Source organism: Photobacterium rosenbergii, assembly GCF_033022775.1.
Lineage (GTDB): Bacteria > Pseudomonadota > Gammaproteobacteria > Enterobacterales > Vibrionaceae > Photobacterium > Photobacterium rosenbergii_A.
In genome coordinates this window covers 144025-169947 of record NZ_JAWJZI010000005.1, presented here as the reverse complement: position 1 = coordinate 169947, position 25923 = coordinate 144025, and the positions used below count along the sequence as shown (strand labels likewise).

Here is a 25923-nt window from a genome sequence, read left to right as displayed (position 1 = left end):
TTCACTTGAGATGAAAATGATCTCTTATAGTAGGAGGATACAAATACTGTGTAAATAATACTGTGTTGCAATTGTATCTGAGTTACTTCAAGATGACGGTAGAAGTGGCTTGATAATTACCATGCTGCAATACAGATGTAAGGATTCATCGAGGTTAATTTTGAATAGTAAATTTGATGATTTTTTCACCTCTGCAACAGAGCACCAATCGATAAGTGGTACGTCGTTGGTTGTGACTTTCCTAGGTGATTACCTTTGCCACAGCGGTGGAGGAATATGGATGGGAAGCCTAATTAACTTTATGGAATCGTTAGGCTTTAATCAGCGTTTCGTACGCTCTTCTGTATTTCGCTTAAAGCAAGACGGATGGCTTGATGTTAAAAAGTCAGGTAGAAAAAGCTATTACTTCATGACGCCAGAGCGATTTGATGAAATACGCGCTGCCAATAAAAAAATTTATAGCGTTGAGAAATTAGGTTGGGATGGAAAGTGGAATATTATCCATATATCGTCGACCACCCAAAATGACTCGAAACAACATGCAAAATATTTGGCTCGATTTGGATTTGGTACTTTAGATAAGGGGATTTATATTCAGGCTGACCAAAACCAATTAGACCATGTTGATATCGAAAAGATTGCTAAGCATTTTCCAGAATCACACATTTTTACGCAAACATCTTTATATTCAACAGCAAAGGGAAATGAGCAAGAATTAGTCCGCAAAGCTTGGGACTTATCCCGCTTGAATGATGACTATAAGGCATTTTGCGACATGTTTAACCCTGTGTGGCAAGAGCTTAAAGACTTAAATGTTGATGAAGTCAACCCGGAGGAGTGCTTTAAATTAAGATTGCTTTTGGTACATTTTTATCGCCGTATCATTATACGTGATCCACTGCTGCCTGCAGAGTTACTCCCAGACAACTGGGCAGGCGGTATTGCCCAGAGCTTAGCAATGAACATCTATAAAAAAATTCACCTACAAGGTCGAAATTATGTATCAGAGCACGGCGAAACGGTAGCGGGTCCTCTGCCGCTGCCAGCATCAGACTATTATGCTCGATTTGGTGGGTTACAACCCCAATAACGACCAATCACTTGGATGCTAGGGTGCTTGGTATAGATTGAAAGGAATCAAAATGCCTATTTACCAACTTGATGGGATAACCCCTGTCATTCATCCTGAAAGTTTCGTTCATCCAAGTGCAGACATTATTGGTGATGTCATTATTGGCCAACAAGTCTATGTTGGCCCTCAAGCCGCTATTCGTGGCGATATGGGACGAATCGTTATTCAAGATGGCAGTAATATTCAAGACGGTTGTGTTATTCATGGCTTCCCAAACCGTGAAACCGTGTTGGGGAAGAATAGTCATATCGGCCATGGCGCGGTGATCCACGGTTGTACCATCGAAGAAAACTGCTTAATCGGTATGAATGCCGTGGTGATGGATCTGGCGGTTATAGGCAAAGAATCGATAGTCGGTGCCCACAGTTTTATTAAAGCCCATAGCCAGTTTGAAGCCAGGAGCATGATATTGGGGAGCCCCGCTAAGTTTAAACGTCATGTGAAGGATGACGAGTTAGCTTGGAAGGAAAGAGGTACAGAAATGTATCATCAATTGGTTTCTCGATGCCAACTAACATTACGCGAAGTGGAGCCTTTACGATTCGAAGAAAGAGATAGGCCGAAAATGTTTTTTGAAATTGCTCATGACCTTAAATCGAAGAGCTGATAAATGTTTCTAGTTGGAGGTTACCTATTTTTGTAATAGTTAGCCTCCAACTCGACAAACTATTGTTTTAGCTCATCCCTATCCTTAAACTCTTCCAAAGATTCAGGGTTGGCTAGCGCACCAACGTTCTTGACCGGTTGGTTATGGACGATATTGCGAACTGCCAGCTCTACTAGTTTGCCGGATTTTGTGCGGGGGACATCTCTCACTGCGAGGATCACCTCGGGGACATGGCGGGGTGAACACTGCTCCCGGATTTTCTGCTTGATGTTGGTTTTTAACTCTTCAGTCAGCACTTCTCCCTCAACGAGCTGAACAAACAATACTACTCGCACATCAGCGCCTTGGTTCTGACCTATCACCAACGAGTCTTTGATTTCATCTAAGCGGTTTACCTGACGGTAGATTTCAGCGGTACCGATCCTTACGCCTCCAGGGTTAAGGACAGCATCGGAGCGACCGTAAAACACCATGCCGCCGGTGCTGGAGAGGCTGACATAATCGCCATGGTGCCAGACTCCGGGGAAGTGGTTCCAGTAGGCGTTGTGATATTTGCTGCCATCGGGATCGTTCCAGAAGCCTACCGGTTGGTTGGGAAAACTATTGAGGCAGACCAGTTCACCATGCTGTTGATATACCGACTGGCCTTGCTGGTTGAACACCTGCACATTCATACCCAGCGCTAGCCCTTGACACTCACCACGGTACACAGGGCTGAGCGGGTTACCGATGGCAAAGCAGCCACAGATATCAGTGCCTCCTGAAATACTGGCGAGCTGAATGTCACTGTGAATAGCCTCATAAACATAATCAAACTGTTCAGGGGAGAGTACGGAACCCGTTGAACACAAGGTGCGAAGCGATGACAGCTCAGTATTGTCCTTAGGGCGATAGCCTTGTTTCTCCAACGCTTCGAGGTATTTGGCCGAGGTGCCAAATAAGGTGACTTCTTCCTGCTCGGCGAGTTGCCACAGAACATTACCGTCGGGATAGAAAGGGGAGCCGTCGTAGAGGATCAGCGTAGCCCCCGAGGCAAGTCCCGATACCAGCCAATTCCACATCATCCAACCGCAGGTGGTGAAGTAGAAGATTTTGTCTCCGGCTCGGATGTCCGTTTGCAACTGGTGTTCTTTAAGATGATTAAGTAGGGTGCCGCCCACGCTATGGACAATGCACTTGGGTTTGCCTGTGGTACCCGATGAGTAAAGGATATAGAGCGGATGATTGAAAAGAACGGGGGTAAAGCCAAGTTCACTGGGTACTGTACTGTCGAGGATGTCACTCCAGTAGTGATGATGAATCCTATCAGGAATGGTGACCTTGCTGGATTGGTCTGATACAGGTATGGCTGCTGGTATTTCGATCAAGTGTTCAAGCTCGGGAATACTCTCACTGACCGCCATCACTTTATCGTGGTAAGAAATAGGCTTGCCGTTGTATTGGTAACCTTGGGCGAAAAACATCACTTTCGGCTTGGTTTGGCCGAATCGCTCGATGACACTATCAGCGCCGAAATCCGGTGAGGTAGAGGTCCATATCGCGCCAAGTGATGCGGTGGCCAGCATAGCGACGATGGTCTGGGGGATATTCGGCAGGTATCCGGCCACTACATCGCCTTTCTTGACGCCGTGGTTATGCAGAAAACTGGCAACCTGGGAGGTTTGCCGGTAAAGCTGTTGCCAGCTTAGATGCTGCCGATGCGCAGGGTCGCCCTCACAGTGAAAAATGATGGCATCAGCCGCTGCACGAGTGCGCCAGTTACGCAACAGGTTCTCGGCGAAATTGACCTTGGCGTGTGGGAACCATTGGGTGTCTTTTGCTGGCGTGCTGCTATCAGGCGAACAAAATGTGACAGGTGGCTTTTTTGCTCCCTCTATCTGGCAGAAGTCCCAAACCATACTCCAGAACTCTTCACTGTGGTTGACACTCCAGTGGTGGAGTTGGTTGTAGTCATGATAGAGGGTGTTCTTTTTTTCACTGAGCTCGACCATGAACTGATACAGCTTGCTATCGTGGATGCGATCCTTTTCCGGCATCCACAGCAATTTAGGTTGCTCTGCTGGTTGAAGTTTAGTGGTAGAAGATGCTGATTTTTCAGGTTTTTTATCATTCACAGCGGTCTCCTTACTGGCTATCTGGGTGGGCTTGCTGGAAAGCGGGCAGTACTAGGCACCTTTGCTCAATCTCTAACAAGCGCGGGTAATGTTTGGTCTCAAAGCCGAATCGTTTGGCATTGTAAAGTTGCGGAATTAGGCAAATATCAGCAAGAGATGGAGTCTCGGTACAGGTGAATTGTGTACTGTAGCGATTCGATAGGCTCTCGAGACTCTGGAAGCCTTGCTTGAGCCAGTGGTGGTACCAAATCATCTTCTCGTTTTGGCTAACACCGAATTCGCTGTTCAAATAGTTGAGGACTCGGAGGTTATTGAGTGGGTGGATGTCGCACGCGACGATAAGGGCGATTTCCCGGCATTGGGCCTTGTGCCAGGGATCGCTGGGCAGCAATGCGGGTTCGGGATAACACTCGTCGAGATATTCGATAATGGCGAGCGATTGGCCTAGCACCGCTGTATCTTCAAAGCCGCTTTCGTTTGTATCTCCACGAGAAAACCCCGGTACCAATTGGTTCGGGTTGAGCGCCGAATAGGCGGCACTGTTTTGTTCTTTATTCAGTAACGATATCGATACTTGCTCGTAGCTCAAGCCCTTGAGGTTTAACGCAATTCGCACCCGGTATGATGCAGATGAGCGATAGTAATCATACAGTTTCACGTTCCCAAATCCCTTAGTTTTGACTTACCGTTTATAACACCTGACACTCTAATTATTATTGGTGATGGTGCGGGTTATGGTGGTTTAAATCTTCATCATGGTACTGATGTTCGAACTTAACCACGGTTTGTTCGATAGCCCCGAAGATGGAGTCGCCGTTGTTATCGAACATTTCAATTTTGACCGTATCGCCAAATTTCATAAATGGTGTTTCCGGATTACCGTATTCCAGCGTTTCCAGCATCCTTTTTTCTGCCAAACAACAAGAGCCGCTGCTGCGATCTTTGTTGGACACGGTACCTGAGCCTATGATGGTGCCGGCGCAGACCGCTCGGCTTTTGGCTACATGCTGAACAAGTTCGGCGAAGTTAAACGTCATGTCTGTGCCGGCATGGGGTTGACCGAATAATTCTCCATTGAGGTGAACGGTCAGGCGGTGATGCAGTTTATAATCGTGCCAGCTATCACCGAGTTCATCGGGTGTCACTGCGACAGGAGAGAACGCAGAAGAGGGCTTGGACTGGAAAAAACCAAAGCCTTTGGCCAATTCACTCGGGATCAAATTGCGAAGCGAGACATCATTGACCAGCATCAGTAGCTTGATATGGCCATGAACTTCTTCGGTGCGGGTTCCCATGTCGATATCATCGGTGATGACAGCAACTTCCCCTTCAAAGTCGATGCCCCATTGTTCATCGGCGATTTTTATATTTTCTGTGGGGCCGAGGAAACCGTCAGACATTCCTTGGTATATCAAAGGGTCGGTCCAGAAGCTTTCTGGCATTTCAGCACCTCGGGCTTTGCGTACCAGCTCGACATGGTTGACATAAGCGCTACCATCAGCCCACTGGTAGGCCCGTGGCAGTGGTGAGCTACATAGAGCAGGATTGAAAGGGAAGGTATGCTGAGCGACACCGTCGTTGAGGTTACGGTACAGGTGCTGCAAGTCAGCTTCTACTTCCTGCCAGTTATCTAGGGCAAATTGCAGTGTCGGGGCTATGTCATGGGCATGAACAGCCTGTTTCAGGTCACGGGAAACCACAATAAGCTGGCCGTCGCGACCATGGTTAAGTGATGCAAGTTTCACGTTCGTCTCCTTAATTTATATAATCCGTCTCGACCTAAGCCACTCTTAATTGAATGAGAACACTTGAGCCGGTTATTCAGCGTTACTGCCCTTCTTTTTTCCCTTTCCACGAAAAGACATAATCTTTGTTTTCAGCGCCTTCGGGCAGAGGAGCGACTTCGAGTGGCCAGCGGGCATCTATCATCACCGCGACTTCATCCGTTTCTTTCTTCGGAGAAGCCATACTGGCAGCCAACGCTTTAGGGTGAGGGCCATGGGAAAATCCGCAAGGGTGATGGGTGATCATGCCGGCGTCGATATTGTCACGGCTGAAGAAGTTCCCCCGGTGGTAGAACAGCACTTCGTCGTAATCGTCATTGTTATGGTAGAAGGGTACTTTCAACGCATTGGGATCACTTTCTATCGGGCGAGGGACAAAAGTACAGATCACAAAGCCATCAGCAACAAAGGTGGTATGTGCCGATGGGGGAAGGTGGTAGCGATGACTCATCAACGGCCTGATGTCACGCCAGTTCAGCTTGAAAGCTGTTAGGTTACCTTTCCAGCCTTGTGCGTCGAGCGGATTGTATGGATAAGTAATCGTGTTGAGTTGGTTGCGGGCTTTTAACTGAACCTTCCAGTGCTGGTTGCTATCTTGCTGGTTGAGGAATGCATCGTTTATTCGGGCGTATTCCAATACCGCTGGGTCATAGACCGCGTGTTGGCCGACAATGCCCCGCTCTGCCATTTGATAAGCACTGTTAGACGCCTCTATCAGCAGCATAGATACCGGCTCTTTGGGTTCAATGCGCCAACTGGTGGCTCTTGGCAGCACAATGTAGTCACCATCGCGGAACGTCATATGGCCGTAATCACAGAACAATTCGCCGCTTCCTTGGTGGATAAACAGCACTTCATCGCCGTCACCATTACGGGCTAGAGCTTCCATTGCTCTATCGCAATGCCACACCCTCATCTTGATGTTGTTGTTGAACAAAATCAGTGAAGCATCCCAAGGCGATAGCCCTTCAGATGGTATTTTGTTGGTGTCTATTGCTCTGGGACGAAGTGGGCCGTCCCAATCAATCCACCCAGTAGGAGGGTGACGGTGGTACATGTGACTTGCTGGGCCAAAGAAACCTTCTCTGCCACATTCGCGCTCGAAAGTACCTTCTGGTAAGTCACAGTGTGCTTGCCGCGAAGCGTCTCCTTCGGTGATAGGAAATTGAAACCATTGCCGCATTGCATATCCCTCGTGATCACAGTCATTCCAGATTGACGCTGTTAATAAAATGTTAGCTCAATGACTTAACTCTGGCGTACTCAGCGGGGCAAGGCAATTATTGGCCACAACTACACAGCGCAAAGTCTGTCCGTGATGATTTACAATAACTGCAAGTTAAATCATCTGTTTATCGATATTTCCCAATGTGTTGATGGCTATGGCCATGCAATGGGGTGGCGCTATGGATGTGCCACATGCAAAAATGGCGTGTGTAAAATAAATGTTACATTGCGGGCTGATTTCATTGCTGAGAACAGCTTTCGGAGTCTTCGTTACCCGACCTAATCTAAAGGAAACGAACGTGAAATAAGCGGAATATTCGGATGCCAGGGTGAGGCAGTAACAAAGATGAAGGTCATTTATGGGTAGCGGAACGAAATATATTTCTAAAAAGCCAGATGAGCAAGGGGTTGTTCATTGGGACAGTTCAGAAAACCGTGTTTGGCACGATCTGGTTGAGCGTCAGCTCGCCTGTATAAAAGGGCGTGCTTGCCAAGCCTATATTGATGGTTTGGATTTATTGGAATTACCCTTAGATCGTGCGCCTCAACTGGCTGAAATTAACGCGGTATTGAAATCAACCACAGGCTGGGAATGTGTAGCCGTTCCGGCTTTGATCAACTTTGACCGTTTTTTTGCCTTGTTAGCCAACCAGCAGTTTCCCGTCGCGACGTTTTTACGTTCTAGGGAGGAATTTGACTACTTGCAAGAGCCGGATTTCTTCCATGAAATATTTGGCCACTGTGCCATGCTGACCAATCCCGCTTTTGCGGCTTTCACTCATACTTACGGAAAATTGGGAGCTAAAGCCAATTCTTCGCAAAGAGTATATTTAGCAAGGCTATACTGGTTTACAGTTGAATTTGGATTGCTGCGGCAAGCAGAGGGCTTGCGAATTTATGGCGGTGGTATTTTATCCTCACCCGGCGAGACACAATATGCCCTGGCGGGGAAAATGAACAGTGACTCTATTGCGGTAAACAAAGCGGATAAAGCAAGGCCACTTTATAGGTCATTTGATCCGGTGGATATCATGCGTACGCCTTATCGGATTGATATCATGCAGCCACTCTATTTCATTCTTGAAGACATCAACCAGCTTTACGAATTGGCACATCAAGACATCATGTCTATGGTAGTCAAAGCGCAACAACAGGGGTTACATCAGCCACTATTCGAAACAAAAATCAAGGACGCGGGTTAAGGGGAACTGATGACAGAATTACATCAACAAAAATGCGAAGCGTGCCACAGTGGTGCGCCAAAAGTGACAGAAAATGAAAAAATAGCATTGTTGGCCACTTTGCCTGATTGGCAGGCGGTTGAAGTTGACGGTGTTGAACAGCTGGAGCGTCAGTATACCTTCAAGAATTTCAAATTGGCTTGGGCTTTTACCGACCAAGTCGCTGCCTTGGCCGAGGAAGAGTTTCATCACCCTGAAATCACATTGGAATGGGGTAAGGTGAAGGTGCGCTGGTGGAGCCATGCGGCAAAAGGGCTCCACAAGAATGACTTTATTTGTGCTGCCAAAACGGATCAGCTTTTGTCGTCGGAATAGTTTTTATTGACTCTTATTTCAGAAAAGCACTCGAATTAGACGGGTGCTTTTTCTGTTATGTGCTAATAACTTAAATATGCTCCAAGGTGAAAATAAAGTACTATACCGCTCACAAACAGGATGACCTTGCTAGTTGGCAGGGTGGATTGAGGTACAAATGGGTGAACCACAACAACGACAAGCGCTAGTCGGCTGTGAAGAGTGTGGGTTAGTGGTAGCGTTGCCAGAGCTCAAAGATGACGAGAAATCAGTTTGCCCTAGGTGCCATCACACATTGGTTAAACGCATAGCACAGCCCTTTCAGAGACCACTGTCTTACGGCTTGGCCAGCCTAGTCATGCTTGTCGCCAGTGTCAGCTTTCCTTTTATGTCATTCAGTGTTCAGGGGATCAGCCAGGAGATCACCCTGATGCACTCAGCCGAGATGTTAAGTGTTTTTCAAAACAGTTTGTTGGCACTGCTGCTGCTCTTGACGGTCATCGTATTACCGGCGATGTATTTGCTCTCACTGCTTTATCTCTATTTCCGGGCAGGCCAGCGTATTAAGCGGCCAGAGAAGAAGCCTATCGCGTTTTGGGAAAAGCGACTTTGCCGTTTGATGATCCGCATCGAGCCTTGGTTAATGGTGGATGTTTTCTTGATAGGGGTGCTGGTTAGCCTGATCAAAATAGCGTCGTTGGCAGATATTGGCTTGGGCATGTCATTCTGGGCCTTCTGTATCTACACCATGCTGGTGGTGAAATGTGTCTCTATGGCTGACCGAACTTGGTTGTGGCTGCAATTTCTTCCTCTAAAACCTCAGGAGGGAGTCAAAGCGGGAGATTGTCATAACAGCAATAACCATATTAGTTGCCATGTTTGTTCGCAGTTAAACCCGGTAATAGACGAGAAACATGCGCGATGCTTGCGTTGCCATGGCCGGTTGCACCCTTATGAGCCACAACAAATGCTGCAACGCTCATGGGCATTGTTAATTGCTGCTGCGGTTTTTTTTATTCCGGCCAACTTGTATCCCATGATGTATACCGTCAGCTTGGGTAAGGCTGAAGGTTCTACCATACTTGGTGGGGTGGTGCTGTTGTGGCAATTGAAATCCTATCCTATTGCCGCGGTTATCTTTATCGCTAGCGTTGTTATTCCCCTGGCAAAAATAATTGCCCTGTCCTGGCTATATGTTGTGGCAGGTAAAGGTGGAACTGCTGATGAAAAGAAAGCCGTGCAGAAATTGAAGATATATCGAATTACAGAATTTATCGGCCGTTGGTCGATGATCGATATTTTTGTGGTGGCTATTTTGGTGGCTTTGGTTCAGCTTCAGAGTCTGATGGCAATTTATCCGGGCCCTGCTGCACTATCCTTTGCCTGTGTTGTATTGCTAACCATGATATCGGCAATGACTTTTGATCCGCGCGTTTTTTGGCCAAAGGATTCGGCGTTTGAATCACCTGCAGGCTATGTGAACAATAATAAAGAGAAAAATAGTTATGAGTAACCCCTCACCTCCACAGGCTAAGAAAGAAGCCATAAAACAAATCTCATCAATATGGCTGGTGCCTGTTATTGCTGTGGGTATCGGTATCTGGATGTTGTTTCAGTTTATCACCAGTCAAGGTCCGGAAATTACACTGAAAATAGATACGGCTGAGGGCATTGAGGTCGGCAAGACAGAAATCAAAGCGCTGAATGTCAAAGTTGGTGTGGTGACGAGTGTGACCTTGAATGAGGATTACAGTGCCATTGAAGTGACCGCCCAAATGGACAAAGATGCTGCGCGCATGCTCAAAGACGACACTCTGTTTTGGGTGGTAAAGCCGCGGATAGGGAAATCAGGCGTTTCAGGACTGGATACTCTGCTCTCTGGGGCCTATATCCAATTGCGACCGGGCAAGAGCGAAAACGAACAGCGAACATTTAAAGTACTGGATATTCCGCCGGTAGCGCCGCCAGATGCAAAAGGGCTTCGCCTTATCTTGAGTCACAATGAAGCGGGCAAGTTGGGGGTCGGCGATCCTGTATTGTATGAAGGCTTTACGGTAGGGCGGGTTGAGAACGTCAGCTTTGATACCGCAAGCAAGAAAGCACATTACCAGTTGTTTATTTTCGAACCCTACAACAGTCTGATCAGAAAAAGAACCCGCTTTTGGCTTACCTCTGGGGTTGATCTACAAATGTCGGCTGAAGGTTTCAACCTCAAGATCGGTTCTATCGAATCGTTGATCACCGGCGGCGTGAGCTTTAGGGTCCCGAGGGGGCGTGAACCGGGGGAGCTCATCACCAAGCAGAAATCTAAATTCCGCCTGTACAATAATATCAAGGAAGTCCGTGAACGCTTTTACGAAGACTACCTTGAATATGTCATGTTGTTCAACGAGTCGGTAAGGGGCCTCCAAGTGGGGGCGCCTGTGGAATACCGAGGTATCCGAATTGGTACTGTTAGCAAAGTGCCCCTCGAGATGATCCACAGCGACAAAAATTTTTCCAACAAAGACATTCCGGTGTTGGTGCGGATCGAATTGGACAGGGTGAAGTCGCATGTGTATTACGAGAATTTGGAGATGCTAAAAGCGAGCCTGAAGGAAGAATTCAACTATGGCTTGCGAGCATCGCTAAAAACCGCGAACTTGCTGACCGGGGCCCTATTGGTGGATGTCAGCCTTTTTGCCGATGAGCCAGCCTACAAACGTCAGCGGTACGGTGATTATGACGTATTCCCGACCAAGGCGGGCGGTTTTGCCCAGATCCAGAAAGAAATCTCTTCCTTTGTGAAGAAGATAAACAATCTGCCGGTTGAAGATACCTTATTGACCCTTAATAAGACACTCGATACTTCCCAGCAAACGCTGCTGGCGGCGGAGAAAGTTGCCGTCGAGTTAAATCAGCTACTTGCTCAGAAAGAGACCAAGGCGATTCCGGGGGAAGTGCGCAATAGCTTGCAGCAACTCCAGGAGACATTGAATGGATTCAGCCCTGATGGCGTACCTTATCAGAACTTGGAGCAGGCTCTGGTTCAGTTTGAGCAGGTAATGGCTGAGTTACAGCCGGTCTTGCGACAGATAAATGAAAAGCCCAACTCATTGATTTTTAGTGGTGAGAAAGCTGCCGATCCCATTCCAGTAGGAGGACGTCAATAATGTTAAAGGAAAGCTTAATGGCGTTCATTCTGCTCGCGATAGCAGGGTGTAGCTCCACAGAGCCAGTGACAAAAACGTACTTATTGCCAGCACAAAGCAGTGATTTAACCATGGCCTTTGCCAACAAGCATCAGCCAATTGTGATTGTTCGCCCGGTAGAAGTTGCAGAGCATTTGGCAGGCACAGGGCTAGTTTATCAAACCACTGAAACAGAAGTCGTACAGGCCCAGCAGAACTTATGGGCCGAGAGCTTATCTCGTCAGTTAACCCGGATGATTACCCAAGATTTACGCCAAAAGCAATCCAGGTATTGGTTTGATGAGTTGACACCGGTGGTAAATAATAGTGGTTTGCCCAAGCTACAAGTGAAGTTTACCCAGTTCAATGGGCATTACAGCGGTTTGGCAAGATTGAGTGGGCAATGGCTTCTAGTTGGCAAGCAAGGAGAAGCCTTGGCAAGGCAACCGTTTTTCATTCAGGTCCCATTGGAACAAGATGGTTACGATGCGCAGGTCAAAGCCCTTGCAGAAGGGGTCACGCGTTTAACCAACCAAATTACCCAAAGCATGAATGGCTTAACGTTGTAGTCGCCATTTAATCTAAGATGACGTCATAAGGAAGCGCCCTCATCATATAGTGAGGGCGCTTTGCATGGTTTAACTGTTTGGTTCAGCGCTGACTGTGCCGATAGTAACCGTTGATCCAGCATTCAGGTAACTCTTCTCCTGAAGGAAAGGCTAGATTTTGTTTGTCGATAGTGACTGGATCGGCAAGATCTTCGCCAGACTGATATTGCACTTTTACGTGCGAGGAGAATGGGTTGATCAGAGAAGACATGTCGATGACGTCAACTAAATCACCGGTGCGTGACTCTTTTAGAAACATCACAAATCTCCAAAATTTATTGAAATAATGATGATAATTCACCATCGGAGCCATTATGTTTTGGTATAAGTATGGCTGATTTTACGCGCTTTGCAGAGCAGGAGAGCTATGAGTAATTTTTATTGGGGTATTGACCTGGGCGGGACGAAAATTGAGTGTGCGGTGATGCAATATGCTGATGATCACTGTGTATTGCGTAAGCGCCTACCCACTGAGGGCGAACAGGGCTACCAGCATGTTCTGGGGCAGATTAAAAAGCTGATTGACCAATGTGCTGAAGAAGTTGGTGAGTATCCTAAATCGGTTGGGTTCGGAACGCCAGGCACGTTAGATCCTGCGACGGGCAATATGAAGAACTGTAACTCGACCCATCTTAATGGCCAGCCTCTGGATAAAGATCTTCAAGCCTTACTGGGATGCCCTGTTAAGTTAGCCAACGATGCCAATTGCTTTGCTTTGGCTGAAGCGACATTGGGCATAGCGAAGCAGATTAAACCGGATGCCGAAGTGGTGTTTGGCATCATCATGGGAACCGGTGTTGGTAGCGGTATTGTCGTTAATGGCAAGGTGCTTAATGGCTGCCATGGCATTGCCGGTGAATGGGGGCACAATGTGCTTGAAGCCAATGGTGCACCTTGCTACTGCGGCAAACAGGGCTGTGTTGAAACCGTACTGTCTGGCAAAGGGTTAGAGCGCTATTACAGAGAGCATAGTGACAGCAACTTGAGTTTACCTAGCATTGTGTCAATGGCTTCACAGGGAGATAAATTTGCGAAGCAGACAATTGACAGAATGCATTCCTATTTCGGCCTTGCGGTTGCCTCAATCATTAATGTAATCGACCCGGATGTCATTGTCGTAGGTGGCGGTGTGGGTAATATTGATTCGCTTTATTCAGAGGGTAGAGATGCGATTCTTCCCCATCTGTTTAACCCGACTCTCAATACCGTGCTGGCAAAACCGGCGCTAGGAGACAGTGCGGGAGTGTTCGGCGCGGCGATGCTAGTGAAATAGACTCGAATGTGAGTTACATCGATAAATGTTTATGACCCTGAGGTTTCTCTCGGGTGTACAAAGACAGAAGAAGCGTCTTAGGCTAATAACCGGAGACGCTTCCGCTGTATTGGGCTTACGAAACTTTTTTAGAAGAAAAAGTTAACCATCAAGGTGTATAGGTTCGCGTCCTTGTCTTCTCCGTAACTTTTGGGCGGATTGACGAATTGACCGTCGTTGAAGTTGTCGTAATCTTTCTGGTCCATGTATATACCCTGCCACTCGGCATTGAGTGAAATCTTCGGAGTGAGGTCATAACGAACGCCCGCTGTTACACTGTTGGTTTTACGGCGGTGGTGACTCTCGCCATATACCAAATAGGGGGTGAAGTCGTTAATGTTGTAATCTGCACTTACATACCAGTTAGTCTGTATATCATCCGTCTGGACCTCGGACATGAAGTGCCACTGTTCATAGGAGTATTCACCGCCTAAGGTATAAATATTGGTTGTTTCTTTTGGGGAACCAGGCCTTTCAATTTGATACTCAGAGCGCATATATCCAAGGTGAATTCGGTAGTTAAACCCACTAACCCCAGTAGATAAACCTGCCATGTAATCAGACTTGAAATTATATTGATTGCCACTGAACTCGACTTTATTGTCGTTACCAAGGCCATAGTACGGGGTAATGTTTACCACAATTTCATCGCTGGCATCCCATTGCCATGTTGCACTTAAGCCTTCGAAAGAGGTAAAGCCGAGAATACTGTCATAGACATCCTGCGGAGGGCGAGCCCAAGTGTATGCCTGTCCGACAAAGAAGTATTCAGATACAAGGAATAGTGGTATACGAAGCTTACCGCCCCGAAAAGAGAACTGGTTAAATTCGTAATTGAGATAAGCCCATTCCAATTCAGGATCTGACCAATCGTCCTGAGGGCGTTTAACCACCTGCACCGATGCATTAAGGTTGTCGATAATGGACAAGTCAGCTTGCAAGCCAAAGGTTGTGTCACAGTCGTAGCAGGTATCATCAGTAATTTCGCGGTTGACGAACAACGGGGTGCGGTTATCAGTTTTAGCAATAGAAGTGGAACCAAATCCGCTGATTGAAAAATTATCTGTGATCTGTATTGCAGCCACGCTGGTCAATGGTGATACAAGCAGAGTAAATGCAAGTAATGATTTATGAGTCATATCTTACTCTCCTTGTAAGACTGTGATGAGGATGTTGGCATTTTCTGGTACTGCACTAACGGGTGCATAGGCTATGCCATTGGGATTATCGTTTAACCATTCAAGGATGTCTTTAATATCATCGCTGCTCAATTCCTCTGGTGGTGTGCCTTTACCAGAAAAAGAAAGGCTTGCCCAATAACCGTTCATTTGGGATACCGACTTACCTAACAGCATGCTGTAGAACTCTTCCCGGTGTATCGATTTTTCAGGTAAATCGACCAAGACAATCTTGATGCTACCATTTAGCTTTTTTGTCCTTCCTTTATAAAGCATTCTCGCTTTACTTTTTGTAAGGGCAGGGATCTCATTATTTAATGAAAATACTGCAAACTCTACATCTTTTATATTTTGGTTATCCTCAGCATATGCTGGCATTATTATTGATGTAATTGACAATAATAACGATAAAGGCAATAACCTTTTTAAAGTCAATCCTTTGATCATTGATTTAGTTCCATCTTTGCGTCTATTCCTGCTATAAATGTTAGTAGACATTGAAGTGAGTACAAATAGGCAAAAATGGATTTTTTGATCAAGGTGAGGTTATGGGGCTGTTAAATCGATTTTCGATAAAATTTAGGCTTATTTCTCTTGTTGTTCTGCCACTTACGTTTTCAGGGGTATTTGCAACGATAGAGATTTCGAGTCTTTTCGACAAAGTCTCTTCATTGAATACATTAACGGCACGAATGGAGTTGCTTAAAGCGAATTCTCAGTTTTCAAATGCAGTACATGCGTTAAAGCTTGATAAGTTATCTAACGATGAAAATAATGAAACAAAGAAAGTTGCTTCTGAACAAATATCACATTATTCGGCTTTGATACCACAAGCATTTCCTAATATTGACCTCACAGAGCAAATATCATCCAGTGCTGAAATGAATGATTTACTCACTGAATATGAGTTTGTGGAACAGATTGATGTGAATGATTGGTCTGATTGGGGGTTTGACCTTTTAATTCATAACTTGATCTCATTAGAAAAAGCACCGTTGTATGTAGCTGATGTCAATATTGAACAAAAGCTATCAATTTTGTATCAATTGCAATGGTTGCAATTATGGGCTCAGCAAGAAAACTGGTATATCCGAATTATCGCAAGTCAGCCCGAGCAAGTCTCTGACTACAAGGAGCAGCTGGATACGATTATAGAAAGGCAGCAGCTAATCATTGAGCGTTATTTGTCGGTGAGTGCCAATCCATCACAGATTGAATTGCTACGCAAAACTTTTGCCAACCCGGTTTTTGCGACAAGTTACCAGCTGCGTGAAAATATTTTTTCAGATTCATTTAATGGCTTTAGTACGAGTGATTCATTCTCGGCGCTTGATGAGCGCTATGCATTAATTCAATTTGTTGTTGTTGAGATAAGTCGTGAGTTAGCCCGAGATATTCAGGAAAGTATCAGCCAGGCTCAGGTGCTGATTTGGGTATATGCTGGTGTCATTTTATTATCTGTCACCATGATTATTTGGCTGGGGGTAAACCTTATCAGGCGAATCGGCTCGTATTTGAGCCGGATACTCAAGGCTATGTCTTTGCTTGAAACCAGCAGTAATAATGGAGTTGAGGCCAAAATAAAGGTTGATGGCAAGGATGAATTTACGGTGTTTAGCCATCAACTCAATGGCATGATAGAAGAGCGGATTGATAACCACAATAAGCTGATCATTGCTAAGGATGAGGCAGAAAAAGCTAACCTTGCAAAAAGCTCATTTTTGGCAAACATGTCCCATGAAATCCGTACGCCGCTCAATGGCATTATTGGCATGTCTGGTATTTTGGCTGATACAGATCTGACGCCTTCACAATCTGAGTATGTACAAACGATTGAAACCTCTTCTCAAACCTTGTTACTGCTGATCAATGACATCCTGGATTTATCGAAAATTGAATCTGGAAACTTGGTGCTGGCGGCGAGTGAAAGTCGGGTGGCTGAAGTTGCCTATGACACATTGACGGTGGTATTGGCTAAAGCGACAGCGAGTCAGCTCAATCTTGATGTCAAAATCGATCCTGATTTACCTGCCATGGTTATCCTGGATGAACACCGTTTGAGACAAGTGCTGATGAACTTGGCATCCAATGCGGTGAAGTTTACGCAGGAAGGCGGGGTCACCCTTGAGATCCGCTGCATTGAACATTGCGATGGCCGTGCCAAGATTATGTTTTCAATGATAGATACTGGCATTGGTATTGAGAAAGATAAACAAGCACAGGTATTTGCACCGTTTATTCAAGAGGACGGTTCGATTACTCGGCAGTTTGGTGGTACGGGCTTGGGTCTGGCAATTTGTCGCCAGTTGGTGGAGTTAATGGGAGGGCGGTTGGCACTGGAGTCAGAAAAAGGGATCGGCAGTCGGTTTTTCTTCAGTTTGGATGTTGAGGTGTGTAAAGCGCATGACGATTCTCTGGGGGCTTTTGATAAACACAAGGCATTGATCCTTGGTGCAAATCAACAGGCAATGCACCGTATCGAGGCCGAGTGTCAAGGACTTGGCCTGCAGGCTACAACAGTGAATATTGCTGAACTTTCAACTCAATCAGAAAATGACTTTGATGTTATATTTTATTGCCAGCAAAGCATTAAACAGACGCAATATGACCTTGGATTAATTAATTCGATGATGCCAAGTTTGAATATCGTGCTGTGTGTTGATCATCGACATGAACAAAATGGCTTTGGAGATCAGATTAGCGGCATTGTCACGTTGCCATTTTTTGGTAAGCGGCTGGTCAAAACTCTCAATAAAGCGCTGGAAGTGAAAAAAACGCACGTTTCAGACCCGCAAAGTGAGATGAAGCAAAATATATCCATTACCCCTGTTGAGGCAGCTTACGCCACAACAGGACCAACAAAAGCAGCAACTGAAGCATCAGAGCAAATTCAGGAGCATAATAATGTACAACCAAACGTACTGATTGTTGAAGATAATGCTGTAAACCAAAAGGTAGCAGGACTGTTCTTGAAAAAAGCCGGCTACCAGTTTGATATCGCCAATAATGGCCAGGAAGCTGTTGATAAAGTGAAAGCGGGCAAGCAATACTATGCCGTTCTTATGGATTGTATGATGCCGGTGATGGATGGCTTTACCGCGACAGAGGCTATACGGGCGTGGGAAGAAGAAACAGCAGCGCAAGCCTTGCATATTATCGCCCTCACGGCGAGCGTACTCGATGCAGATATTTCGAAATGTTATGAAGTAGGTATGAATGATTATGTTGCAAAACCGTTTAAGAAGGATATTTTGCTAGAAAAGCTCCAAGATCTTACTAGTTCAAAAAATGTAGAAGAGCAGGTGGTTTAGTTGTTTTAATACGCAATTATCCCATCCGCTTGTAAGAGATCTCTTACAAAATGGTGGGATTTTTATGTTTATGTATGTCAGAAGATTTTTTCATCAAAAATAGATCTTTTTAAAAACAGTTACTTATAAGTAACTTGTTGTATAGTGCCGAAATAGATACAAGAAATGTGATCTTAATTGGTTGTTAAGAATTTCAGTTCGCGTAATCTTTACTGCGTCGGAAGGAACTGACGGAACGGAACAGGAAAGCGGCCAGGGAAGTTGGCAACCTCAGGATGAGGTCGGTGGATCAGGATGATTTATCGGACAAGGACTGTGAAGGGAAAATTGAACGGAAGCGATACGGTAGGTAGGATGCTTGCCAGTCATGACGACGCAGATGGACCACTTCAGGAAGAAGTCAGGGACACCTCCAGGATGGAGAAGAGAGTCGAGACAGGAAGAATCGACGGGTCAAGGCGAGACCAATAGGACATGTCCAGGACGGATATAAAAGGAAACGCTGACGGAAACAGCATGATCATGGAATGATGCAGGGAGCACCTTAGTAGCCGGATTGCTGCAAGTAAGACCAAAGGGCGCGACGAAAGTCGCGCCCGTTCTTTTTTATAGTCCTATAAAATTTTTATCACCCAATTCACTTTGAGTTTTATTGAGCAATCGCAGTCGGTTTGGTTCTTAGACTCGCCATCAACATATAAATGGCTGTAGCTGTCAACACAGCAAAGAAAAATCCAGTAAGCCCTGTTTCTGTTTGCATGATGTAGTTTGCTGCTATGGGGCCAAACGCTGAGCCGACACTGTAGCTAAATAGCATTACCTGGGTAGCCGATACAATCGAAGCCGACGCCAACCCATCACATGCTAATGTAATGGCAATAGGGTATAGCGCAAAGGCAGACATTCCCAGTAGAGCCAGAGCCATGATTTGTACTCCATAACTGTTATCTATATGCAATAAACCCATCGCAAATACCCCGAGGAGACTCATCAACGCCAATAGCAGCGATTTTGGCATTCGGCACGATAGTTTGCTCAGTACTGGCTGGATGCTCATTCCACCCAGTACAGTCGCGGCCATAAGGCTGCCTACTTGCTCTAGGTTGCTGGTGGTAGCTTTTAAAGCCAGAGGGAGCAAGCCATATATTGAGCCCATTACAACGCCTGAGACTAAACAGCCGATGAGTGCTGGTTTGCTGAGGGCTAGGATTTGCTTCACGCTCAGGCTCACATGTTCTTCATGAGCAGGGTTTGATTGCTTAGCCGTTAGCGCAGGAATAATAGCAATAGCTAACAAAGCAACGGTTACAATAAATGGCAATGCACCGCTTGTACCTATTACACTGATGCCAAATTGGCCGACTGTCGTTCCGCCATAAAGGGAAGTCATATATAGGCCAAGATTCTTTGCTCGTTCTTCTTTGCTGTCTCCGATCAATAACCAAGACTCGATCACGACAAAAATCCCCGCAACCGCAAAACCTGCCACAAAACGGCTAGCCATCCAAAGGCTGAGGGTTGAGGTGATAGCCATAAAGCTTACAGAAAGAGCCAATAAGGCTATGAAACCAATAAAGGCCATACGGTGGCCTGTTTTGTTTATCACGGGCTCAATAAACATAGCGCCGGCCAATAGGCCAAAGTAATAAATACTTGCCAGCCATCCTGCCGCGGTCTCTGGGATTTGGTGGCTAGCCAGTGTAAGAGGCAGCACGCTCATGAAATACCCTGAGGCAATTGCAAAAATTGATAGCCCCAAAATAGGAACCCAAACAGGGCTCTTTGCTGATGTCGTAGCGTGCTTGTTCACTACTTAAATCTCCAAAAAAGTAAGCAAAAAAATAATGACCACTAACTCAGCTTGAGAAGCGGTGGTAACAGGGTATTTAGGCGATGGAATAGGCATAGGATATGCCTAAGGGGTTGTCGCTGAACGGGACTATGGCGAGAAAAAATGTTTGAGTAAAATGACTAATTCTAATGCGAAATTACAATCAAATTTATCTGACTAATAAGGGTAAATTAATCTTTTGATTGGAAATATTATGTTTGGATATGGTAATTAGATGTTTTTACACTTATTCGATTGAATTGTAATGAGTTAAAAGTTTAGTGCTGTAATATTGATTGGGGTTAATACCCGATAAATGCTTAGTAAGCTAAATGATTTGAAGTTTAGCTATCCATTTACTTTCTTGATAGTGGTGAGATGATTTTTTTATGAAGGCATAGGATCGAGTGCATTTCCCGCTAATGGGTTGTCGATTTGCTACGGATATTGCCACTGCACTGCCACTGAGTAGTGCAGCTATTCACTGTTATGGGGCACAAACAAGTCTTGTACTTGAGTAAGTACTTGATCTTTCATGGCTGTAAAGTTGGCAAACATCATGCATTAGATTAGATGCAATCTGACACTTCTTATAAGAGCTTAGGATTGCAGCAGATGGTACACAATCACATCTTTTTACGTACTACTCTCAGTAGCGGGGGAGTAGTACTTTTTTTATTTGTCTCTCTTAACCTTGTTTATGTGTCTGGGCTGTTGCGTTCCCTGAGATATCGAGCAAAGCGAGGTAGTCCACTGTCAGTAAAGCCGCTGAAACGGTATTGGATAATCGAACCTAATGCTGGAGGGCGTTGTCTGTCGTTGTCACTAAAGCCTGAGCCAATTTTGAATCGCTTGTTGTCAGGCGTGACTACCCAAATTGCGCCCATCAGCCCTTGGTATTTGCCTTTACCAGGTTCATAACCAACAACGACAGCTTCGCTGTCCGTGAAAGATTTAACCTTAATAAGTTGCGGATTCCTACCGGGTTGATAGAGGTTGCTTTGTTGGTGCAGCATCACTCCTTCGCCGCCTCGGCTCTCAATAGATTCGAGTAGGCTTTCTAAATCGTCAAGGTGGTTGATTTCATATTGAGCCAGTAATTGAACAAAGGGCAAGTTGAGGGAGGGGATCAGCGCCTCAAGTGTTTTTAGCCTGTCTTTGAACGGCGTGTGCAAATAAGGGGAATCGAATATCATGAATTTCACCTTCCTCCACTCATTTTCGTTGGGGGTATGATCACGGACAATACTGCTGACTAATTGAAACTGTTGCCTACCAACCCAAAGCTCGCCTTCCAGCCAGGTATTTTGAGGAAGCTTGTCAGTAAACCATGTCGGGGCAAAAATAGGATTCCCTTGGCGAGTGACAAGTGAGCTCCCTGTCCAGATAGCCCTGATACCATCGAGCTTTTCACTGGCAAGATAGCCATTAAGTTGTGATTTGAAGGATTCGTCATGCTCTAAAGCATCCATCGTCTTGCTTTGAGCATGCATCAACGCTTGTTTGATTGGGCTGGAAGCGGATGCGGGGTTAAAAGGACTCACTGCCAGGATGATACAGGCAGTGAGTGAGCTGTACTGAAAGCAGGACGGAAACAGACCTTGGATCATTAACGTTAGCCTCATTAGAATACAATATGCATAAAACGGTAAAGGTTATGTGAGCATTGATAAAAATGACATTATTAAGTGATCCCAAATAATAGGATCGGTTAGGCATTTTTTAAGCCCTCTTAGTGCAAGAATGGACGCCTAATGAGAAATGGAGCGTTGTCATTGGAAGGTTTATACCCAAGTTACCTCAAGATGCAGGATTCAGAGGGTTGTCCGCGCATTCAATGCAAGGCGAAGGTTTGCAGGAATGGCACTCCCTTTCAAAAAGCTTCAACGAAGGAGTGAATGTGCTGACACCCTCCCGGAGGGCGAGTTTTCTAAGCTTCTATACCGCGTTATTGTTTCTTGATTTAGAGCCACTAGATCTTCAAAACAATGCCTTGTCTATAAGCTTATAAATTCTCGCTGAACCAGCATCTTGAAGTAGCTTGGGTATAATTAGTTGCATCTTTGAAGGCGAGGGATAAAATTGCGTGTTTGTGCTTTAGATATCTAGTTACGTTTAATCATGTCCAGTACCCAGCCCGTTACTTTTTCTGCTCAATGCCAAGCGTTTTTCCAGCGCAAAGGTGTCTCGCTTTCGCCAAGAACTTACTTTATCCATGCCATGAGCTTTATGGCTCTGGGGTTGTTTTCGTCACTTCTGATCGGTTCGATTTTGAACACGGTAGGGATCAAATTTGGTATCCCTTTGTTTACTGAAACGCTATGGCCTTTAGCCAAGCAAATGACTGGCCCTGCCATTGCGGTAGCTGTGGCCTTTGCGTTGAAGGCTCCACCACTGGTTATGTTTTCGGTAACGACGGTAGGCGCAGCTGGTGCCATGCTAGGAGGGCCTGTAGGTGCGTTCGTATCGGCATTGATTGCCACTGAGCTGGGTAAGCTGGTCGCCAATGAAACTAAGGTCGATATTCTTGTGGCACCGGCTGTAACAATGGTTAGCGGTGTATTAGTCGGGACATTGATTGGCCCTTATATCAGCCAGCTTATGACATCGCTGGGTGACTTGATTATGTCGGCAACACTGCTGCAGCCCTTCCTTATGGGGGCCATTGTTGCTGTTTTGATGGGGATGGCGTTAACACTACCCATTAGTAGTGCGGCGATAGCTATTATGTTGAGCCTTAACGGGCTTGCTGCCGGTGCGGCCACAGTAGGATGCTGTGCCCAAATGGTGGGTTTTGCGGTAATGAGTTTCCGTGAAAACCGCTGGGCTGGGGTGATGGCTCAAGGGCTAGGAACGTCTATGCTACAAATGCCTAATATCATCAACAACTATAAAATCTGGATCCCGACCATTTTAACCTCTGCAATTCTTGGCCCATTAGCGACGACTGTATTTGCGGTGGAAAATACCCCGTTGGGTGCAGGTATGGGGACATCGGGCTTTGTTGGGCAGATCCAGACCTTTATTGCCTTAGAAGCAGCTGGCTGGGATAGCGTGACGATGTATAGCGTGATTGCCTTGCTTCACTTTGTTCTTCCTGCAATTCTGACTTTGCTGTTTTCAGAGATGTTTAGAAAAGCTGGTTGGATCAAAACAGGTGATCTAAAGCTCAACTTGCAGTAACAAATTATTCCAAGTCTTTTAGCTGTATAGAATTTACGGAAAATTTGATATAAATCTGACATTCGGTTTCTCTACACTGATACTTTACTAGTTGGCCGTTGATTTTGCTTGTTCGATTGCCAACCGTTTTCTGTTGTAAATAGCTGTATTGCTGCCCGGTGAGGGAAACATTTCCAATACTTATGGATATCGTTATATGACATCTTGGAAAATATCTTTAGTTGCAGGTTTGGTGGTGGGTGGTTTGTTGACAACTGCTGTGTGGCATCGCACACCTGGACCAACACAAGAAGAGTTTGATCTTCTTCAGCAGAAAAACCAGCAATTGATTGCTCAAAAGTTAGCCGTCGAGCAAGAGTTTGAAGCATTTCAAACCCAAAGTGCACTTGATATTGAGCAAGTTCGTACTGAGTTGAAAGCCTCTCAGCAAGCGATTGAGGATCAAAAAGCCGAATTTGAGCAAAAAATGGCGGCCATGACGACTGAGAAAAAGTCTTTGGTTGTGACCAAGAAAAAGCTAGATACCCAAGTCGTTAAATTAACCAGCACCGCTGAACAGCAAAAAGCGGTATTGGATAACTCGAAAGCCTTGTACCAACAACAGTTGGAGCTTCAAAAGCAGATCAGAACAGCAAAAGCAGATGTCAAAAAGGCAGAACAAGTGGCTGCTGAATTCAAGCAAGCTTGTGATGAGTTCAAGTCAGGTACTAGCTGGAACTGGGTTTCACAAGCCGACTGTGATAAATACGAGGCGCGGTTAAAAGTGGTTGAAGGTGAGCAAGCGCAACTGGCTGCATTGGAGCAAGAGCTCGACCAGTTAAACCAACGTATTGAGATAGAAATTCCGAAACTGAAATAATTTATGAATTAGGTAAAAGGCGAGCTTATGCTCGCCTTTTTCTTTAGGAGAGCGAATGAATAACTTGTTTTGCACGATCCCTGCCTCATTACCGGATGAGCTTGTTGAGGATATCCTAAAGACGGATAAGGTGAGGATTGAGCGCATTGTTTCCCGCGGCCACATTACCCCGGAAGGCGATTGGTACGATCAAGATGAAGGGGAGTGGGTGATGGTGGTAAAAGGCAGTGCCAAGCTCCTTTTTGAAGACGGAATGCGTGAAGTCTCAATGGAAGCAGGCGATCACATTAATATCCCTGCTCATCAACGCCACCGTGTCTCTTGGACTGATCCTGATCAGGATACCATTTGGCTAGCTGTGTTTTACTCGGACAATTAGTACTAGAGCTTGGCTAAAACTTTAGGCTAAGACACTGAATTTTAAATGAACAAGCGGGGCTGTTTTAGCCCCTGTTTAATTCATTAGGAGGGTCTAGCTTTCCAAATCAAACGACAAGGTTTTTGCCAGTGCTTCTGGGTAGTCTCGTTCCTGGGCAAGCTGGATGGCATAGGCTTCGACATCATGTGCTGAAAGTGACCTTGTCACAGGAAAAGATTGCTCAATACTTTGAGAGGCATTGCTGTTATGTAATGCAAATAAGCCATCGTGTTGAAGTTGTTTAACGATACTGTTTGCAGCCGACAGCGCAGAAGATGCTTTCACAATTTCAGTACGGGCATAACGATTTCCGGCGAAGGAAACATCTGCTGCTCGTAAGGTAATATCGTCACCAGGGACTTGCTGGGCACCAAACAGGGGTTTACCTCCGACTTGGGCAGATTGGTAAGTCGGTACGAAGCGGGACATGTGCTTAATGGCACGAGTTGTACGGGTGTCGACTTCGTTATTATCCCAGCCAGATTTAATTTTACGTATAAAGCTATCTGACAGTTTCGGTTGTGCACTGTGCGAGGTGCTCTTGACGAGACCTTGTTTGAACAAGGTAATATCTTCCGTCATGCCGTGTAGCTGGAAATAACCGTCAGGGTAGGGTGTCAGCTGCGCCATGCCATCTGGCGTGCCGCGTTCACCATGAAATATCACTTCGGGCCAGCTTCCTTGGCAATCAGGCCACTGAGTAACGTAGGCTGCTTTGAATTCCACTAGGCGACTACGTTGTTGTTTCGCCATATCGTCAATGACACCGGTTTGGAAGCCGCAGGCATTGATAAGGTAGTCAACATTTAGGTGATGGGTGACATGGTCCTGGCAGTTTGTATCGTACTTCTGGTATTCAATCTGCCAGCTGGAATCAGCATATTGAGATACGTGCGTGACTTTAGATTGTGTATGGACACGGCTGGTAGGAAGCTTGTTCAGCGCAAGGTTGGCGGTAGCCGCAAGGCGGAAAACACTCCAGCCATATTCTTGAACAAGCACCAAAGGATATTTGAATTGGTCTAGATCTAAGTTTCTCGCAACCGGGATCATCCAGTCATCAAAGCTGACTGGGCACGAAGGCATGCCTAGCTTAGAAAGCGCTTCAAGATCTTCCTGGTAGTAGAGCTTGAAATAACTAGCCGGTTTGCCGATTACTTGGTTAGCGGGATCTTCATTGACTAACTGCTGGTAAAAAGACTGCAGCTTCTCTAACCGAGGGATAAGGGCATCAGGCTCCCCTTTATCATGTTTCGGCGTTGCAATTACCGTCGGGCGGATATTGACAGTATGCGGAAAGATTTTGAGTGAATCGATAGACTGCTGGAGGAGTGCGATGCATTGTTCGTCTGAGATCTCACGGTATAAATTACCACCGGCATGAAGATGGCAGATAGGTGGCCCATTTACCAGGCTGGTACCTTCTTCAAAAATCTCAACGTTGATGCCTAACTCAGCCAGACGCAGCGCAATGGTTGAGCCTGCTATGCCACCGCCAATAATACCTACCGACAAAGAGGGGTGATGATTATGCGGTTTAGCTTGTTCTTTCATATAAATGCGCGTCGTTATATTACAAAATCTAAGTTACCTGATTTTACTGTGCATAGATCACATTGAAAACCGAAAAAGAATAGGGACATTATAATTTTTG

The 25923-nt window shown here is 45.7% G+C and carries 22 protein-coding genes; 12 read left to right on the top strand and 10 right to left on the bottom strand.

Annotated elements, in window-relative coordinates; translation table 11 throughout:
- Positions 1-160 precede the first annotated feature (160 nt).
- A complete protein-coding gene (gene paaX, locus R2X38_RS14345) occupies positions 161-1090 on the top strand; it encodes a phenylacetic acid degradation operon negative regulatory protein PaaX (protein WP_317522972.1) in 930 nt (309 codons plus the stop codon).
- Between the two features lie 52 nt (positions 1091-1142).
- Positions 1143-1739, top strand: a complete 597-nt coding sequence (locus tag R2X38_RS14340; RefSeq protein ID WP_317522970.1) for a transferase hexapeptide repeat family protein — start codon at positions 1143-1145, stop codon at positions 1737-1739.
- A gap of 59 nt (positions 1740-1798) precedes the next feature.
- Here the strand turns inward: R2X38_RS14340 and R2X38_RS14335 are convergent, their stop codons facing one another.
- The 4 genes from R2X38_RS14335 to R2X38_RS14320 all read right to left on the bottom strand — a co-directional run bounded on the left by R2X38_RS14335 (position 1799) and on the right by R2X38_RS14320 (position 6820).
- On the bottom strand, positions 1799-3775 hold the full coding sequence (locus tag R2X38_RS14335; protein ID WP_411185321.1) for an acetoacetate--CoA ligase: 1977 nt from the start codon (positions 3773-3775) through the stop codon (positions 1799-1801).
- 88 nt (positions 3776-3863) lie between these two features.
- Positions 3864-4511, bottom strand: a complete 648-nt coding sequence (gene maiA / locus R2X38_RS14330) for a maleylacetoacetate isomerase (protein ID WP_317522968.1) — start codon at positions 4509-4511, stop codon at positions 3864-3866.
- Positions 4512-4566: 55 nt separating this feature from the next.
- The gene (locus tag R2X38_RS14325; protein WP_317522966.1) at positions 4567-5598 is read right to left on the bottom strand and encodes a fumarylacetoacetate hydrolase family protein; all 1032 of its coding nucleotides are present in this window, start codon (positions 5596-5598) and stop codon (positions 4567-4569) included.
- A gap of 82 nt (positions 5599-5680) precedes the next feature.
- Entirely contained in the window at positions 5681-6820 is a 1140-nt protein-coding gene (locus R2X38_RS14320; RefSeq protein WP_317522965.1) for a homogentisate 1,2-dioxygenase, read from the bottom strand.
- 403 nt (positions 6821-7223) lie between these two features.
- Between R2X38_RS14320 and phhA the strand changes: the two genes are divergently transcribed.
- From phhA to R2X38_RS14295, 5 genes are all read left to right on the top strand, one after another.
- A complete protein-coding gene (phhA, locus tag R2X38_RS14315; RefSeq protein WP_317522964.1) occupies positions 7224-8066 on the top strand; it encodes a phenylalanine 4-monooxygenase in 843 nt (280 codons plus the stop codon).
- A gap of 9 nt (positions 8067-8075) precedes the next feature.
- On the top strand, positions 8076-8420 hold the full coding sequence (locus R2X38_RS14310; protein WP_317522962.1) for a 4a-hydroxytetrahydrobiopterin dehydratase: 345 nt from the start codon (positions 8076-8078) through the stop codon (positions 8418-8420).
- A gap of 157 nt (positions 8421-8577) precedes the next feature.
- Positions 8578-9912, top strand: coding sequence for a paraquat-inducible protein A (locus R2X38_RS14305; RefSeq protein ID WP_317522960.1), 1335 nt, complete (start codon positions 8578-8580; stop codon positions 9910-9912).
- A complete protein-coding gene (pqiB, locus tag R2X38_RS14300; RefSeq protein ID WP_317522959.1) occupies positions 9905-11551 on the top strand; it encodes an intermembrane transport protein PqiB in 1647 nt (548 codons plus the stop codon). The genes R2X38_RS14305 and pqiB overlap by 8 nt, the downstream gene beginning before the upstream one ends.
- Positions 11552-11568: 17 nt before the next feature.
- Entirely contained in the window at positions 11569-12138 is a 570-nt protein-coding gene (locus R2X38_RS14295; RefSeq protein WP_317522958.1) for a membrane integrity-associated transporter subunit PqiC, read from the top strand.
- A gap of 82 nt (positions 12139-12220) precedes the next feature.
- Here the strand turns inward: R2X38_RS14295 and R2X38_RS14290 are convergent, their stop codons facing one another.
- Positions 12221-12436, bottom strand: a complete 216-nt coding sequence (locus R2X38_RS14290) for an acetyltransferase (RefSeq protein WP_317522957.1) — start codon at positions 12434-12436, stop codon at positions 12221-12223.
- A 108-nt stretch (positions 12437-12544) separates the two neighbouring features.
- Between R2X38_RS14290 and R2X38_RS14285 the strand changes: the two genes are divergently transcribed.
- Positions 12545-13450: an ROK family protein gene (locus R2X38_RS14285; RefSeq protein ID WP_317522956.1), complete on the top strand. Its 906-nt coding sequence runs from the start codon at positions 12545-12547 to the stop codon at positions 13448-13450.
- A 128-nt stretch (positions 13451-13578) separates the two neighbouring features.
- On the opposite strand, the gene R2X38_RS14280 is transcribed toward R2X38_RS14285, so the two are convergent.
- On the bottom strand, positions 13579-14628 hold the full coding sequence (locus R2X38_RS14280) for a porin (protein WP_317522955.1): 1050 nt from the start codon (positions 14626-14628) through the stop codon (positions 13579-13581).
- A gap of 3 nt (positions 14629-14631) precedes the next feature.
- The gene (locus R2X38_RS14275) at positions 14632-15114 is read right to left on the bottom strand and encodes a hypothetical protein (RefSeq protein WP_317522953.1); all 483 of its coding nucleotides are present in this window, start codon (positions 15112-15114) and stop codon (positions 14632-14634) included.
- 101 nt (positions 15115-15215) lie between these two features.
- Here R2X38_RS14275 and R2X38_RS14270 point away from each other — a divergent pair, with 101 nt between their 5' ends.
- The gene (locus R2X38_RS14270; protein WP_317522952.1) at positions 15216-17978 is read left to right on the top strand and encodes an ATP-binding protein; all 2763 of its coding nucleotides are present in this window, start codon (positions 15216-15218) and stop codon (positions 17976-17978) included.
- A gap of 649 nt (positions 17979-18627) precedes the next feature.
- On the opposite strand, the gene R2X38_RS14265 is transcribed toward R2X38_RS14270, so the two are convergent.
- Together R2X38_RS14265 and R2X38_RS14260 are read right to left on the bottom strand one after the other, a co-directional pair.
- Positions 18628-19788, bottom strand: coding sequence for an MFS transporter (locus tag R2X38_RS14265; RefSeq protein ID WP_317522951.1), 1161 nt, complete (start codon positions 19786-19788; stop codon positions 18628-18630).
- Positions 19789-20507: 719 nt separating this feature from the next.
- Complete coding sequence (locus R2X38_RS14260; RefSeq protein ID WP_317522950.1) at positions 20508-21419, bottom strand: DNA ligase; 912 nt, start codon at positions 21417-21419, stop codon at positions 20508-20510.
- Between the two features lie 511 nt (positions 21420-21930).
- Here R2X38_RS14260 and R2X38_RS14255 point away from each other — a divergent pair.
- The 3 genes from R2X38_RS14255 to R2X38_RS14245 all read left to right on the top strand — a co-directional run bounded on the left by R2X38_RS14255 (position 21931) and on the right by R2X38_RS14245 (position 24230).
- A complete protein-coding gene (locus R2X38_RS14255; RefSeq protein ID WP_317522949.1) occupies positions 21931-22992 on the top strand; it encodes a PTS sugar transporter subunit IIC in 1062 nt (353 codons plus the stop codon).
- A 196-nt stretch (positions 22993-23188) separates the two neighbouring features.
- Positions 23189-23851 (top strand): chromosome segregation ATPase, encoded by a 663-nt coding sequence (locus tag R2X38_RS14250; RefSeq protein WP_317522948.1) that lies wholly within the window; start codon positions 23189-23191, stop codon positions 23849-23851.
- A 55-nt stretch (positions 23852-23906) separates the two neighbouring features.
- A complete protein-coding gene (locus R2X38_RS14245; protein ID WP_317522947.1) occupies positions 23907-24230 on the top strand; it encodes a cupin domain-containing protein in 324 nt (107 codons plus the stop codon).
- Between the two features lie 93 nt (positions 24231-24323).
- Here the strand turns inward: R2X38_RS14245 and R2X38_RS14240 are convergent, their stop codons facing one another.
- Positions 24324-25823: an NAD(P)-binding protein gene (locus R2X38_RS14240; RefSeq protein WP_317522946.1), complete on the bottom strand. Its 1500-nt coding sequence runs from the start codon at positions 25821-25823 to the stop codon at positions 24324-24326.
- Positions 25824-25923: the final 100 nt, after the last annotated feature.

What these genes read in the sequence shown, in the direction of transcription:
- pqiB (WP_317522959.1), top strand. Translation starts at nt 9,905, where the DNA reads ATGAGTAACCCCTCACCTCCACAGGCTAAGAAAGAAGCCATAAAACAA.
- R2X38_RS14275 (WP_317522953.1), bottom strand. Translation starts at nt 15,114, where the DNA reads ATGATCAAAGGATTGACTTTAAAAAGGTTATTGCCTTTATCGTTATTA.
- R2X38_RS14340 (WP_317522970.1), top strand. Translation starts at nt 1,143, where the DNA reads ATGCCTATTTACCAACTTGATGGGATAACCCCTGTCATTCATCCTGAA.
- R2X38_RS14285 (WP_317522956.1), top strand. Translation starts at nt 12,545, where the DNA reads ATGAGTAATTTTTATTGGGGTATTGACCTGGGCGGGACGAAAATTGAG.
- R2X38_RS14240 (WP_317522946.1), bottom strand. Translation starts at nt 25,823, where the DNA reads ATGAAAGAACAAGCTAAACCGCATAATCATCACCCCTCTTTGTCGGTA.
- phhA (WP_317522964.1), top strand. Translation starts at nt 7,224, where the DNA reads ATGGGTAGCGGAACGAAATATATTTCTAAAAAGCCAGATGAGCAAGGG.
- R2X38_RS14260 (WP_317522950.1), bottom strand. Translation starts at nt 21,419, where the DNA reads ATGATCCAAGGTCTGTTTCCGTCCTGCTTTCAGTACAGCTCACTCACT.
- R2X38_RS14280 (WP_317522955.1), bottom strand. Translation starts at nt 14,628, where the DNA reads ATGACTCATAAATCATTACTTGCATTTACTCTGCTTGTATCACCATTG.
- R2X38_RS14310 (WP_317522962.1), top strand. Translation starts at nt 8,076, where the DNA reads ATGACAGAATTACATCAACAAAAATGCGAAGCGTGCCACAGTGGTGCG.
- R2X38_RS14335 (WP_411185321.1), bottom strand. Translation starts at nt 3,775, where the DNA reads ATGCCGGAAAAGGATCGCATCCACGATAGCAAGCTGTATCAGTTCATG.
- R2X38_RS14295 (WP_317522958.1), top strand. Translation starts at nt 11,569, where the DNA reads ATGGCGTTCATTCTGCTCGCGATAGCAGGGTGTAGCTCCACAGAGCCA.
- R2X38_RS14305 (WP_317522960.1), top strand. Translation starts at nt 8,578, where the DNA reads ATGGGTGAACCACAACAACGACAAGCGCTAGTCGGCTGTGAAGAGTGT.
- R2X38_RS14250 (WP_317522948.1), top strand. Translation starts at nt 23,189, where the DNA reads ATGACATCTTGGAAAATATCTTTAGTTGCAGGTTTGGTGGTGGGTGGT.
- R2X38_RS14290 (WP_317522957.1), bottom strand. Translation starts at nt 12,436, where the DNA reads ATGTTTCTAAAAGAGTCACGCACCGGTGATTTAGTTGACGTCATCGAC.
- R2X38_RS14245 (WP_317522947.1), top strand. Translation starts at nt 23,907, where the DNA reads ATGAATAACTTGTTTTGCACGATCCCTGCCTCATTACCGGATGAGCTT.
- R2X38_RS14255 (WP_317522949.1), top strand. Translation starts at nt 21,931, where the DNA reads ATGTCCAGTACCCAGCCCGTTACTTTTTCTGCTCAATGCCAAGCGTTT.
- R2X38_RS14270 (WP_317522952.1), top strand. Translation starts at nt 15,216, where the DNA reads ATGGGGCTGTTAAATCGATTTTCGATAAAATTTAGGCTTATTTCTCTT.
- R2X38_RS14320 (WP_317522965.1), bottom strand. Translation starts at nt 6,820, where the DNA reads ATGCGGCAATGGTTTCAATTTCCTATCACCGAAGGAGACGCTTCGCGG.